The sequence below is a fragment of the Streptomyces roseicoloratus genome (assembly GCF_004117935.1).
Taxonomy (GTDB): domain Bacteria; phylum Actinomycetota; class Actinomycetes; order Streptomycetales; family Streptomycetaceae; genus Streptomyces; species Streptomyces roseicoloratus.
Window position 1 is genome coordinate 1 of the sequence record NZ_SDOY01000116.1, and the last position, 13,088, is coordinate 13,088.

Here is a 13,088-nt window from a genome sequence, read left to right on the forward strand (position 1 = left end):
CTAGTGACCTGGTTTTGAGGTCGTGGGTCGCCACGTGAGGCGTCTGCTGTTTCAGATTGCGGGGTTCGCCTGCGGCAGGTCATGCGTTCACGCTGTCCTGTGTGCATGGGCGATACCCGGCTGGAACCTGTCGTGTTGTCGGACGTCGAGCGGCTGACGCTGGAGAACTGGGCCAAGCGCCGCTCGACCGCACAGGGGCTGGCCGTTCGCGCACGCATCGTGCTGGCGTGCGCGAACGGCTGGAACAACACCGTGGTCGCCGCGCGACTCGATGTCGGCAGAGACACCGTGCGCCGATGGCGCACACGGTTCCTGCGCGACCGCCTCGACGGACTCACGGACGAGCCGCGGCCCGGAGTGCCGCGGACCATCACCGACGCCCAGGTCGAAGAGGTAGTGGTCCGCACCTTGGAAGAGACACCGCCGGCCGGGACACACTGGTCGAAACGGGAGCTGGCCAAGGTCGTGGGGATCTCCCCGGCCAGTGTCCTGAGGATCTGGCACGCCTTCGGCCTCCAGCCGTGGCGGACCGAGACGTTCAAGATCTCCCCGGACCCGTTCCTGATCGACAAGATCCGTGACGTCGTCGGCTTGTATCTCGCTCCGCCGGCGAACGCCGTGGTGTTCGCGGTCGACGAGAAGCCACAGATCCAGGCCCTCCAGCGGACCGCTCCGGTCCTGCCGATGATTCCCGGAGTGCCCGAGCGCCGGAGCTTCGACTACGTCCGACACGGGACCGTCGACCTGTTCGCCGCCCTGAACACCGCGACCGGCAAGGTCATCACCAAGCTGTCCGCGCAGCACCGGGCAGTCGACTTCCGTGACTTCCTCGACGAGATCGACCGCCAGACCGAGCCCGGCCTGGCGGTCCACGTGATCTGTGACAACCTTTCCGCCCACAAGGCGCCCGTCGTGCACAAGTGGCTCCTCGCGCACCCCCGCTTCCGGCTGCACTTCACGCCGACGTACTCGTCGTGGATCAACCAGGTCGAGCGGTGGTTCGCCGAGCTGGAACGGCGCTGCCTCGCACGCGGGGTGTTCTGCTCACTCGACGACCTCAAGACCGCACTCGAAGAGTGGATCAAGGTCTGGAACGACCAGGCCAAGCCCTTCACCTGGACCAAGACCGCCGACCAGATCCTCGACCGCATCTGCCGCTACTGCGACAGGATCTCCGAACCAGTTCACTAGCCGTTCTCCAGCGCGATCCGGTGCTCGCCCGCGTACACGTTCATGTCCTGCCCCCGCAGGAAGCCGACCAGCGTCATCCCCGACTCGATCGCCAGGTCCACCGCGAGCGAGGACGGTGCCGACACCGCCGCGAGCACCGGGACGCCCGCCATCACCGCCTTCTGCACCAGCTCGAACGAGGCCCGCCCGGACACCAGCAGCACCGCCCGCTCCAGCGGCAGCCGCCCTTCCCGCAGCGCGCGGCCCACCAGCTTGTCGACCGCGTTGTGCCGGCCCACGTCCTCTCGTACGTCGAGCAGTTCGCCGTCCTCCGAGAACAGCGCCGCCGCGTGCAGACCGCCGGTCCGGTCGAAGACCCGCTGTTCCGCCCGCAGCCGCTCCGGCAGCGCCGCGAGCAGCCCGGGCGTCAGCCGCACCGGAGGGCGGTCGGCGATCGGGAAGCGGGCCGTCGTGCGCACCGCGTCCAGGCTCGCCTTGCCGCACAGCCCGCACGACGAGGTCGTGTAGACGTTCCGTTCCAGCGTGATGTCGGGGACGGTCACGCCCGGCGCCAGCTGCACGTCCACCACGTTGTAGGTGTTCGAGCCGTCCGCCGTCGCCCCCGCGCAGTACACGACGTTCCGCACGTCCTCGGCGGCGGCCAGCACGCCCTCGCTCACCAGGAAGCCGACCGCGAGCGCGAAGTCGTCGCCGGGCGTGCGCATGGTGACGGCGATCGGCCGCCCGTTCAGCCGGATCTCCAGCGGCTCCTCCGCCACGAGCGTGTCCGGCCGTATGCCGACCGCCCCGCCCCGCACGCGCACCACACGCCGCCGCTCCGTGACCCGTCCCATGGTCGCTGCACCCGTTTCTGTCCGTGCGGGACGCCTCTGTCACCGCGGAACGCCCCCAGGGGCCTGATCGGCCCATTCTCCTCTTGTCACGGTCGAACAGGCACTTCGGGTGAATCTTGGTGGTTTACGTCACCGGTTACCCATCAGTCGCTGGCAAGACTGGGTCCTCCTGCCGCAATCGAACCACCGAGGGGGTCCCCGGGATGACGGGCACTCGCATCGCCGCGCTCGGGCACTACCAGCCCGCCAAGGTGCTCACCAACGACGACCTGGCCGCCCTCGTGGAGACCAGCGACGAGTGGATCACCAGCCGGGTCGGCATCCGCACCCGGCACGTCGCGGGCCCCGAGGAGCCCGTCGACGAGCTCGCCGCGCACGCCGCCGGCAAGGCCCTCGCCGCCGCCGGGCTCGGCGCCGCCGACATCGACCTCGTCCTGGTCGCCACCTCCACCGCGATCGACCGCTCGCCGAACACGGCCGCCCGCGTCGCCGCCCGCCTCGGCATGGGCTCGCCCGCCACCATGGACCTCAACGTGGTCTGCGCCGGCTTCACCCATGCCCTGGCCACCGCCGACCACACGATCCGCGCCGGCGCCGCCCGCCGCGCCCTGGTCATCGGCGCCGACAAGATGACCGACGTGACGGACTGGAGCGACCGCACCACCTGCGTCCTGGTCGGCGACGGTGCGGGCGCCGCCGTCGTCGAGGCCACCGACACGGACACCGGTGCCATCGGCCCCGTGCTGTGGGGCTCGGTTCCGGAGATGGGCCACGCCGTCCGCATCGAGGGCACGCCGCCGCGCTTCGCCCAGGAGGGCCAGAGCGTCTACCGCTGGGCCACCCAGCAGCTCCCGGCCCTGGCCCGCCAGGCCTGCGCACGCTCCGGCATCCGCCCCGAGGACCTGGCCGGAGTCGTGCTGCACCAGGCCAACCTGCGCATCGTGGAGCCGCTCGCCGCGAAGATCGGCGCGGTCAACGCGGTCGTCGCCCGCGACGTCGTCGACTCCGGCAACACCTCCGCGGCCTCCGTCCCGCTCGCCCTCGCCAAGCTCGTCGAACGCGGCGAACTCCCCTCCGGCTCCCCGGTGCTGCTCTTCGGCTTCGGCGGCAACCTCTCGTACGCGGGCCAGGTCGTCCGGGTCCCGTAGGGGCTCCGGGGCGGTTTCCGTGGCGGTGCCGTGGCGGTTCCGCGTCACGGCAGGAGCCGGTGCGGCGGCGTCACCTGATCGGCAGAGCCCGGTGGCGACGGCCTCGGGGCGGGCCTAGCTTCGATCGCGGCGAGGGTGTGCAGCCAGGCCGTCCGCGGAACCTCTCCGCGTCCGCCCTCGCGTGACCTGGAGGACCGTCATGCGCGCGATACGCGTAGCTTCCGCCGCCCTGCTGGCCGCCGTCCCGTTCTTCCTGGCGGCGCCCGCGGCACCGGCGGACGACGGTGACCTCCCGGACGGCGTCTTCCCCAAGGACGCCGCCGACTTCCCGAAGGCGGGCGCCGACATCCTCACGGACGGCGCTGCCTTCCTCGACGGCCCCGACGTCCTCACGGACGGCCCCGACGTCCTCACGGACGGCCCCGACGCCCTCAAGGACGGCCCGGAAACCCCCGAGGACACTCCTGACTTCCTGAAGACAGCGCCTGACTTCGTCAAGAACCGCCCCGACCTCCCGAAGGACGGCCACGACCTCCCGAAGGACGACCACGGCCCCGCCAAGGAAGACCACGGTCCCGTCAAGGACGGCACCGGGCACGGCATCACCTCCTTCGGCTTCTCCGTGACGCCGCAGACCGTCGCTCCCGGCGGCACCGTCACGCTCGCTTCCGACGGCTGTGAAGTCCCCACCGTGACCGTCGAGTCGGGCGTCTTCGACACCGTCACCCTGAACAAGGGGCGCCAGGGCACCGCCACCGTCGACCACGACGCCAAGGCCGGCGCCCGGTACGAGGTCACCTTCGACTGCAAGGGCGAACGCGGCACCACCACCCTCACCATCGCCGGCGGCGGACACCATCCCGACCCCGACCGCGCCACCGGCGCCCGCAAGGGCGTCAAGGCCGGCTTCGGCTCCGACGGCATCGGCACCACCGAACTGGTCACCGGAGCCGTGCTCATCGTGGGCGCGCTCGGCTCGGCCGTCGTCCTGACGCGCCGCCGCGAACCCGCCGACACCACGGAGCGCTGACGGGGCGCCCGGGGGCCCGAGACAGCCCCTCCGCCCCGGTGTGACGAGGACCGGGTCGGAGGGGCGCCATACGACGGGACCGCGGGCCGTCCGGAACGGGCGCGGTGCGGAGAGGCGAGACGTGAAGACGCGTCGCGGAGAGGCGACGTCGCGGAGACGCGAAGCCGAGGAGACGACGAGAGGTGGGCGGGACGCACGTGGAGGGGTCGGTCGGACACCGCCGGCGCGGCGCATGGGGAGTGATCGCCGTGGTGCTCCTGGTGGGCGTGCACCTGGTCCGCGACGGGTCCGGCGACTGGCGGACCGACGGCCCTCCGCAGCCCCTCGCGGCCGCCGCGCCCGGTCTGCCGCCCGCCGCCACCGGTGCGGTGCCCGATCCGCTGGACGCCTCCCCGCCGGTACGGGTCCGTGTGCCGGCGGTCCGGATCGACGCCCCGGTGACCCGCGTCGGCCTGGACGCCGAAGGGTGGATCGACGCGCCGGCCCCGGACGCCCCCAACCTGGCGGGCTGGTTCACCGGCGCCGTCACGCCCGGGGAGCGGGGCACCGCCGTCGTCGTCGGCCACGTCGACACGCCCGCGGGCCGGGCCGTCTTCTACGACCTCGGCGCGCTCGCCCGGGGCAAGCGTGTGGAGATCGTCCGCGCCGACGGGCATACGGCGGTGTTCACCGTGTACGGCGTCGAGGCCGTCCCCAAGGACGCCTTCCCCGCACGGCGGATCTACGGCTCCACCGGCAGCCCGGAACTCCGTCTGATCACCTGCGGCGGCCCGTTCTCGCCGGACGGAGGCTACGAGAGCAACGTCGTCGTCTCGGCCCGACTGACCGAGGTCCGCTGACGCCGCCCGCCCCGCCGACGCCTCCCTCCGCCGACGTCTCCGGCCATCAAGGTCCTGGGCCGTCAACGACTCTCTCCACCGCCGGCGACCTGACGGACTTCCGTCCTGGACTGGACCTGGAAGGCCTTCTCGTGGTCAATGTTGCGTCCACGGAGCAGGCGTCGGGGGGCGTCTGGCTCCCAGGATCCAGGGCGCAGGGCCCAGAGCCCAGAGCCCAGGGCCCACGGCGCGGGACCCAGGACAGAGCTCAGGGCGCAGGACCCGGGGTGCCCGAACGTCCGGCCGCCCAGTCGGGCGCGCCCGTCGCCCGCCCGGCCCTACGGCGGCGCGGTCAGCCGATGCCCTGACGGTCCGGCTCCAGTGCGAAGGCCCGGTCCGCGGCGGCCGGCACCGTGAGCTCCACCAGTTCGACCAGCAGCGCCCGGTGCCGCAGCAGCGGCTCCCGGCGTTCCTCGGGCACCATCGAGAGCAGGTCGTCGAGACCCGCCAGCATCCGCCGCGACACCTGCGGACTGCTCCCGGCGGCGCCCCGCATCTCGGCGAAGCCCAGATCCACCAGATCCGCCCACTCCGGCACGTCCTGCACGAGCCGCACCGGGCCCCGGCCGTCCCGCCCCTCGCGGTACTCCACCGCGCCGAGCGGCCGGTGGGCGAGCGCCGCCAGGAACTGGACGATCCGGTCCAGGCACTGCACGGCCGTCGTCGGGTCGTTGACGGCCGGGGACAGCGCGCGCAGCCCGATGTCCGAGAGCTGCCGCAGCCCGAAGCCCAGATCCTGGTGGAAGGTCCGCTCGATCCCCACCGACACCGAGGTTCCCAGCCCCTTGGGCGCCGGCCCGCCGTACACGGCGAGGACCGGCGTCCCCGGCACCACGAAGTCGCCCGTGCGGGGCAGCACGCGCAGCACCAGTCCGTGCCGCCGCGCGACCCGGACGAACCGCACCACGTTCACGTCCCGCAGCACCCCGGCCCGTCCCCGGTGCACCACATGCCCCGTGACCGGACCGAGGTCGCCGACGCCGCCCTCGTACCAGGGCATCTTCGTCAGCACCCGGAACGCCTCCTGGGTGATCCGGTCCACCACGTGCCCCACCCGCATCAGGCGCAGCGTCGAGTTCACGTACGCCACGAAGAGCAGCAGGCTGAGGCCCACGAGCACCAGCGTCACGATCGACTGCGCCAGCGGCACGCCCGTCACGAGCTGCGGGTCGGTCTCGCTCTCGTACGAGGTGAGCACGAGCAGGGACAGCACGAAGGTGGCGAGGAAGACCGAGAAGGTGGCCTTGGTGATCCGGCTGCGGATGAAGATCCGCACCACCCGGGGGCTGAACTGCCCGCTCGCCATCTGCACCGCGACCAGCGAGATCGAGAAGACGACACCGATGAAGGTCATCATCGCCGAGCTGACGGTGGTCACCACCGTCTTCGCGTCCTCCGCGATCCCCACCAGCTCGCCCAGTGCCTCGTACTCGCCCTCCTCCCGGAGCGCGTCGACGATCGCCCGGTCGGTCCCTTCGCACAGCCACCAGACCACCAGGACGAGGGCCATGGTGGCGACCGGAGCGAACCAGAAGGTGTCCCGGAGGTGCTCCCGGAGGGGGGACAGCATCCGCGGCCGGGGATAGCGGGCGGCGCGGGGCGCGGCCGCGGGCGGGGGAGGAAGCGGAGAAAGCGGGCTCACTCCGCGCAGGCTAGCCCGCCGCTGCGCCGATGCGCGGCACTGACCACGGGAAACGCTGGTGAAAGCCGCCTCGAACCCCTGGTAGAGTTGTCCATGTCGCCGCGGGGAACACCCGGGGCGGCGAGACACCTGGTCCGGGTGGCGGAATGGCAGACGCGCTAGCTTGAGGTGCTAGTGCCCTTTATCGGGCGTGGGGGTTCAAGTCCCCCCTCGGACACCACGACGGAAGGCCCCGACGGAAGTCGGGGCCTTCCGCGTTTCCCCGTGCTCGTCTCCGGCCCCATGCCGTGTCCCGCCCGCTCGCGCACCGCTTCACCCGCCCTTGCGCGCCACGACCAGCCGGCAGCGCGGACTGCCGTCCTCCCGCACGCCGAGGGACCGCATCGGCAGCCACTCCACGGTGAAGCCGGCGTCCTCCAGACGGGCGCGGACGTCGGCGAGGCGGAACGTCCGGTAGTACATGACGAACGGCGGCCGCCACAGCGCGTTGCGCACCCGCATCACCGCGTCGAACCCCCACAGCGTCCAGTACGGGGCGGAGCCCACGCGCGGCGGCGCCGGGAGCGGGAAGGCGAAGGTGCCACCGGGCCGCAGGGCGCCGTGGACCTGGGCGAAGAGGGTGCGCTGCTCGGCGGGCAGGAAGTGCCCGAAGGCGCCGAAGCTCACCGCCAGGTCGAAGGCGGGGGCGAAGGGCAGGGCCAGGGCGTCGGCCCGGACGAGCGTCGCCGCCGGGTGGGCGCGGCGGGCCTCGGCGAGCATCCCCTCGCTGAAGTCGACCCCGGCGGTCCGGCCCGCGCACACCGAACGCAGGACCGACAGGCCCGCGCCCGTGCCGCAGCAGACGTCCAGGCCCGTGCCGAAGGGGCCGAGCGGCTCCAGGGTCTCCGCGACCGCCGTCAGGAGCCGGTCGGAGGTGCGGAAGGGCGTGGCGTCGAACTTCGCGGCGAGCAGGTCGTAGCCGTGCTCGACGGAGGACAGCGCCTGCCGGGTCAGCTCGCGGAGCGTGGGGCCCTCGGGAGAGAACATGCCTCCGACCCTACGACGAACCCGCCCTGGCCCTTGCGGCGCGCCCGCCTGACCCTACGACGAACGCGCCCCGGCAGTACGACGAACCCGCCCTGGCCCTTACCGCGCGCCCGCCCCGGCCCTCACCGCGCGCCCGCCCCGGCCCTTACGGCGCGCCCGCCCCGCTTACAGCGCGCTGCTCACCGGCGGCGGTACGCCCCAGGCGGGTGCGGTGCCGGTCAGCTGGCAGATCAGCAGGTAGAGGGGGATGGGCGGGGTGTACGGGGAGTCGCCGTCGGGATGGTGGATCAGCCGCGGCCGACGGTCCGGGATCACCGCGCCGGGCGCGTAGCAGGCGGGCAGCGGCCAGGTCAGTTCGTGCTCCGAACCGGCCGGGACCAGCCACCACCACCAGTCGGCGTCGGCGTAGACGCAGCCCTTGGCGGGCAGCCGGGACAGGATGCGGAAGCCGTAGCGGGCGGGCACGCCGACGGCGTCGCAGCCCAGGGTGGCCGACAGGTCGGCGGGCACGGGCAGCCGGGTCACGCCGACGGGCGTGGGGGAGAGGAGGGAGGATGCCGCGGAGGGTCCGGAGGCGGGCCCGGGCGCCCTGCGGGCGCGCGAGGCCAGCAGCGTCGCCAGCGACCTCAGCACGGCTCTCCCATGCCGTGCGCGAGCTCCGCCCACACGATCTGCGCCGTCCCGTGGCCGGTGCGGTCCGCGCCCCAGGCCGCGCACAGGGCGTCGACCAGGATCAGCCCGCGGCCGCGCTCGTCCTCGCCGCAGTCGCGGATGCACGGCCCCGCGGGGCCGCCCTCGTCGCGTACGGCTATCCGCAGGCGCTCCTCGCCTTCCCGCAGCTCGCAGACGACGCGCGCGCTGGCCGTGTGCACGACGGCGTTGGTGACCAGTTCGGAGACGACCAGGGCGACGGTGTCGCGTATCTCGGGGTCGCAGCCCCAGAGGATGAGGCGTTCCTCGGCGAGCCGGCGGGCCCGGGCGACGGATTCGGTACGGGCGGCCAGCTCGAAGGCGAACCGGCGGAACTCGGCGTGCGGCCGTGGGCGCTGGGGCATGACGCGGCGGCTCATGAGACCTGAGGAGTGCGCGTTACCAGAAGCCACGACCGGATCCTCACAACTGTGGGCAGGAGTGCCGCACCCCCCACCAGCGCGGCGAAGCGCACGACGGCATGGGGGTACCGGCTCATCGGAATACTGTGCTCCCGGCGGGGACACTTGGCAAGTGGCACTCTGAAAATTGCAGAGTGCGGTGTTCTCTCTGGACTGGCCTCGTGGCACACTTCGTCGAAACAGCGCGTCGGGGAGGTCGTGAAGAGTGAGCGAGCCGCGGTCCGCCCCCACGGTGGGACAGGTCGTCCTCGGCAGACGTCTGCAGGATCTGCGTGAGCGGTCCGGCCTCAAGCGGGAAGAGGCCGCCAGGATCCTCAGGGTGGCCCCGGCCACGATCCGGCGCATGGAGACCGCCGAGGTCGCGCTGAAGATCCCGTACGTCCAGCTGCTGCTGCAGGCGTACGGCGTCACGGACTCCGAGGCGGAGGCCTTCGTCGCCCTCGCGGAGGAGGCCAACCTCCCCGGCTGGTGGCAGCGGTTCCACGACGTGCTGCCCGGCTGGTTCTCCATGCACGTCAGCCTGGAAGGGGCCGCGAGCCTCATCCGGGCCTACGAACCCCAGCACGTCCCCGGTCTGCTGCAGACCGAGGACTACGCCCGCGCCATTCTGCGCAGCGGGGCCGTCGGTGGCGGCAGCGACACGGATGCCGCCGAGGAGACCGAGCGCCATGTAGCCCTCCGCATGGAGCGCCAGTCCCTGCTCACCAGGGAAGGCGCGCCCAGGTTCTGGGTGATCATGGACGAGACGGTGTTCCGCCGACCGGTCGGCGACGGGCCCGAAGTGATGCGCGCCCAGCTCGACCGGCTGCTCGAAGCGTCCGAGCTGCCGAACGTCACCCTGCAGATCGCGGAGTACGCGTCCGGCCACCACCCCGGCACCTACGGACCGTTCGTCCTCTTCCGCTTCGCCATGCCCGAACTCCCGGACATGGTCTACAGCGAGTACCTGACCGGCGCCGTCTACCTGGACTCGCGCGCCGAGGTGGCCTCCCACCTCGAGGTGCTGGACCGCATGGCGGCCCAGGCCGCGACTGCACAACGTACGAAGGAGATCCTCAGGGATCTCCGCAAGGAGCTGTGAATGGACCGCATTTACAACGGCATGCCCGCCACCGAGCTCGGTGCCGAGGGATGGCACAAGCCGTGGAGCGGCGGGAACGGGGGCAACTGCGTGGAGGCCATGAAGCTGGCGGACGGCAGGATCGCCGTGCGACAGTCCGCGGACCCCGAAGGACCCGCGCTGATCTACACCCACGGCGAGATCGCCGCCTTCATCCAGGGGGCCAAATCCGGTCAGGCTGACTTCCTGCTCACCTGAACCCCTTCCGCCCCGCCCGTCCATCGCGTAACTCTTGCTGTACGTGCCGCCGTTCGTCCCGCCGAGGAGAGCCGATGACCAGCCAGGAACCCGCCGCGTCCCCGCACGGCGGGATACGCATCGACACCAGCAAGCCGCACCCCGCGCGCATGTACGACTGGTTCCTGGGCGGCAAGGACAACTACCCGGTGGACGAGGAGATGGCGCGTCAGCTCCTCACCGTCGACGCCCGCGGCCGGGACATGGCCCGCGTCAACCGGGCCTTCATGCACCGCGCCATACGCTGGCTCAGCGCCGCCGGCGTGCGCCAGTACCTGGACGTCGGCACCGGCATCCCGACCGAGCCCAACCTGCACCAGATCGCGCAGGAGGCGGCGCCGGAGTCCCGGATCGTCTACTGCGACAACGACCCCATCGTGCTCGCGCACGCCGCCGCGCTGCTGCGCTCGACCCCGGAAGGCGCCACGGAGTACATCCAGGCGGACGCGCGCGAGCCCGAGGCCATCCTCGAAAGGGCCGGAAAGGTCCTTGATTTCGACCGTCCCATCGCCCTGTCGATGCTGGCCCTGCTCCACTTCGTGGGCGACGAGGACGGCGCGTACGACCTGGTCGCCAAGATCGTCGACAAGCTCGCCCCGGGCAGCTACCTCGTCCTCTCGCACGTCACCGGGGACTTCGACCCCGAGGGCGCGGCGAAGGCCTCCGCCATGTACAAGGCGCGCGGCCTGACCCTCCGCCCGCGCTCGCGCGAGGAGCTGGCGGCGTTCTTCGACGGCCTCGACCTCGTCGAGCCGGGCGTGTCCCTGACCGCCGAGTGGCACCCGGAGCTGGGCGAGCCCGTGCCCGTCCAGGGCGACGACCCGATCCCGGGCTGGGCGGCGGTCGGCCGCAAGCGCTGACGCGTCCGCGCGAGGAGGCCCCGCCGGAGCACGTGCTCCGACGGGGCCTCACCCGTTTCCCGCCTGCCTCCGTCCTACGGCCGCACCAGCGTCACCAGGAAGCGCTGCGCACGGCCGACGTTGCCGGCCGCGTCGACCGTGCGGTACTCGATCGTGTGGGTGCCGTAGTCCGGCGTGGCGTCGTCCCACGGCACCGCGCGGCTCCGGCCCAACTTGCCGTACACGAGATCGTCGATCACCGTGCCCGACGGCGAGAAGAGGAACGGCGCGCCGGCGTCCGTCGGCCAGCCGTAGTACGTGTACCAGCCGTCACCGTCCACCCGGAACTGGCTCACCACGGCGCCCTCCTGGTCGTCCCGCGCGGTCAGCCGCATGGTGAACGCCCCGTCGTAGACGTACTCCACCGGCTGCCCCGGCCGCCGCACCGTGCGCAGCGGCGGCGACAGCTCGTACGCGACGGAGGCGGCCGTCCCGTCCACCGTCCACCTCAGCTCCTGTGCCGTTCCCGGAATCCGGGCGGTCAGCGTGTGGGTGCCCGGGGTCAGGCGCAGCGAACGCAGGTCCAGGTCACGGTCGTTGCCCGGGTTGGCCACCGGCCGGCCGTCCAGCGCCCAGGTCACGACCGGGGCGTGGCGAACGGGGTGTGTCGTGTCGGCGTGCACCACCGAACGCGCGCTCACGGGAGCCGACGTCGCCGTGTGGCCGGTGAACGCCGCCCGCGCGCCGTCCGACGGCGTGCCCAGCGCCGGGTTCACCGTCCAGCGCACCGTACGGGTCAGGGCCGCCGAGCCGCGCACCGCCGGGTCGCGGACGAACGGCGTCGGGTCGGTGACCGTCGCCGTCAGCGCGTACGTACGGCCCCGGCGCAGGTCCAGGCCGCGCAGATCCAGCGTGCGGGCGCCGGCGGTCGGCAGCGGGCGGTCGTCGAGCCGCCATTCCACGGCCAGTTCACCGCCCACCGGGTGCAGCGTGTCCACCCACACCGTCCGGTCCGCGCCGAGCGGCCGCTCGGAGGGCGTGTGGTCCTGCACCAGGTTCACCTTCGCGGAGATCGCCCGCACCATCACCTCGCGCTCGACCTGGTCGAAGGCGTAGCCGAGGGTCTTCATGAGCGAGTGACGGCTCGGCCGCCACACGTCCCGCGTGCTGTACAGCCCGCCCTCGTGGCGGCCGATGACCCCGCCGGACTCGCTCTCCTCACCCAGCCAGCGCCACCACTTCGCCCGCTGGTCCCGCATCTGCCGCTCGGTCAGGAGCGTGTGATGGACGGAGGACGGCTCGCCGCCCTGGTACGCGGCGCCCGGCACCCCGCGGGCGTAGTAGTCGTACTCGTCCTGCAGGTTGCCCAGTGAATGGCCGATCTCGTGCGGGGTGATGAGCGCCGACAGCGCGTTGCCGCCGGACGCGGTCGCGTAACTCCCGCCCGCACCACCGTAGGTGGAGCTGTTCGCGAGCGCCACGACCTGACGGTTGGCGCTGCTCGTGCCCGGCACCAGGTCGGCCGCCGCCGCGGCCTTCCCGCTGTCCACCGTGAGCAGCCGCTGCACGCTGTCCGGGTTGCAGCCGCCCCAGAAGCCCATGTCGAGGGCCGTGTCGCGGGCCGGGGCGCCGAGCGAGGGGTCGCAGTCCACGCCGGACTCGGCCGAGGGCAGCTCCACCGCCCACACGTTGACGTACGAGCGGTACGAGGCGAACGGCTCGATGCTCCACAGCATGCTCAGATGCCGCTCCACGTCCGCCCGGAACCGGGGCAGTTCGGCGGCCGTGTAGCCGTCGCCCATGACCACCAGGTTGAACCGCTTGTCCGCGGGCCCGGTCGTCTGCACCGGGACCACCACCGCCCCGGGCGGCGCCGTCGCTCCCGCGGGCTCCCCGGCCGGCGCGCTGCCGGCGGCCGGGGAACCCGTGCTCAGGACGCCCGCGGCCAGCAGTAAGGCCGCGGCGAGCCGGGCAACTCCTCTTCGCACACCCGTGCGTCGCAGTGAAGTCATGGGGCGCGACCCTAGGCCAC

13 protein-coding genes and 1 tRNA gene are annotated in these 13,088 nt (G+C 72.5%); 8 read left to right on the forward strand and 6 right to left on the reverse strand.

The window, feature by feature from the left end; translation table 11 throughout:
* Positions 1-105 precede the first annotated feature (105 nt).
* Entirely contained in the window at positions 106-1,191 is a 1,086-nt protein-coding gene (locus ESG85_RS15055; protein ID WP_128979488.1) for an IS630 family transposase, read from the forward strand.
* Here ESG85_RS15055 and fdhD read toward each other — a convergent pair.
* A complete protein-coding gene (gene fdhD / locus ESG85_RS15060) occupies positions 1,188-2,024 on the reverse strand; it encodes a formate dehydrogenase accessory sulfurtransferase FdhD (protein WP_128979490.1) in 837 nt (278 codons plus the stop codon). The two genes, ESG85_RS15055 and fdhD, sit on opposite strands and share 4 nt — an antisense overlap.
* 203 nt (positions 2,025-2,227) lie before the next feature.
* Here fdhD and ESG85_RS15065 point away from each other — a divergent pair, with 203 nt between their 5' ends.
* The 3 genes from ESG85_RS15065 to ESG85_RS15075 all read left to right on the forward strand — a co-directional run bounded on the left by ESG85_RS15065 (position 2,228) and on the right by ESG85_RS15075 (position 5,041).
* Positions 2,228-3,172 carry a beta-ketoacyl-ACP synthase III gene (locus ESG85_RS15065; protein ID WP_128979492.1) on the forward strand — a complete coding sequence of 315 codons (945 nt, stop codon included), beginning with the start codon at positions 2,228-2,230 and terminating at the stop codon, positions 3,170-3,172.
* 199 nt (positions 3,173-3,371) lie between these two features.
* A complete protein-coding gene (locus ESG85_RS35890) occupies positions 3,372-4,202 on the forward strand; it encodes a hypothetical protein (protein WP_246095044.1) in 831 nt (276 codons plus the stop codon).
* Between the two features lie 182 nt (positions 4,203-4,384).
* Entirely contained in the window at positions 4,385-5,041 is a 657-nt protein-coding gene (locus ESG85_RS15075; protein WP_128979494.1) for a class F sortase, read from the forward strand.
* Between the two features lie 331 nt (positions 5,042-5,372).
* Here the strand turns inward: ESG85_RS15075 and ESG85_RS15080 are convergent, their stop codons facing one another.
* A complete protein-coding gene (locus ESG85_RS15080) occupies positions 5,373-6,650 on the reverse strand; it encodes a DUF2254 domain-containing protein (protein ID WP_128979688.1) in 1,278 nt (425 codons plus the stop codon).
* Between the two features lie 204 nt (positions 6,651-6,854).
* Here ESG85_RS15080 and ESG85_RS15085 point away from each other — a divergent pair.
* Positions 6,855-6,942, forward strand: a tRNA-Leu gene (locus ESG85_RS15085).
* A gap of 92 nt (positions 6,943-7,034) precedes the next feature.
* Here the strand turns inward: ESG85_RS15085 and ESG85_RS15090 are convergent.
* The 3 genes from ESG85_RS15090 to ESG85_RS15100 all read right to left on the reverse strand — a co-directional run bounded on the left by ESG85_RS15090 (position 7,035) and on the right by ESG85_RS15100 (position 8,803).
* Positions 7,035-7,748 (reverse strand): class I SAM-dependent DNA methyltransferase, encoded by a 714-nt coding sequence (locus tag ESG85_RS15090; protein ID WP_128979496.1) that lies wholly within the window; start codon positions 7,746-7,748, stop codon positions 7,035-7,037.
* Positions 7,749-7,913: 165 nt separating this feature from the next.
* Positions 7,914-8,381, reverse strand: a complete 468-nt coding sequence (locus ESG85_RS15095; RefSeq protein WP_374050249.1) for a hypothetical protein — start codon at positions 8,379-8,381, stop codon at positions 7,914-7,916.
* Positions 8,375-8,803 carry an ATP-binding protein gene (locus ESG85_RS15100; protein ID WP_128979692.1) on the reverse strand — a complete coding sequence of 143 codons (429 nt, stop codon included), beginning with the start codon at positions 8,801-8,803 and terminating at the stop codon, positions 8,375-8,377. Before ESG85_RS15100 ends, ESG85_RS15095 begins: the two co-directional genes overlap by 7 nt.
* Positions 8,804-9,065: 262 nt before the next feature.
* Between ESG85_RS15100 and ESG85_RS15105 the strand changes: the two genes are divergently transcribed.
* The 3 genes from ESG85_RS15105 to ESG85_RS15115 all read left to right on the forward strand — a co-directional run bounded on the left by ESG85_RS15105 (position 9,066) and on the right by ESG85_RS15115 (position 11,077).
* The gene (locus ESG85_RS15105) at positions 9,066-9,941 is read left to right on the forward strand and encodes a helix-turn-helix domain-containing protein (protein WP_128979497.1); all 876 of its coding nucleotides are present in this window, start codon (positions 9,066-9,068) and stop codon (positions 9,939-9,941) included.
* The gene (locus ESG85_RS15110) at positions 9,942-10,178 is read left to right on the forward strand and encodes a DUF397 domain-containing protein (RefSeq protein WP_128979499.1); all 237 of its coding nucleotides are present in this window, start codon (positions 9,942-9,944) and stop codon (positions 10,176-10,178) included.
* Positions 10,179-10,252: 74 nt separating this feature from the next.
* A complete protein-coding gene (locus tag ESG85_RS15115; protein ID WP_128979501.1) occupies positions 10,253-11,077 on the forward strand; it encodes an SAM-dependent methyltransferase in 825 nt (274 codons plus the stop codon).
* Between the two features lie 74 nt (positions 11,078-11,151).
* Here the strand turns inward: ESG85_RS15115 and ESG85_RS15120 are convergent, their stop codons facing one another.
* Positions 11,152-13,068, reverse strand: coding sequence for a M64 family metallopeptidase (locus ESG85_RS15120; protein ID WP_128979503.1), 1,917 nt, complete (start codon positions 13,066-13,068; stop codon positions 11,152-11,154).
* Positions 13,069-13,088: the final 20 nt, after the last annotated feature.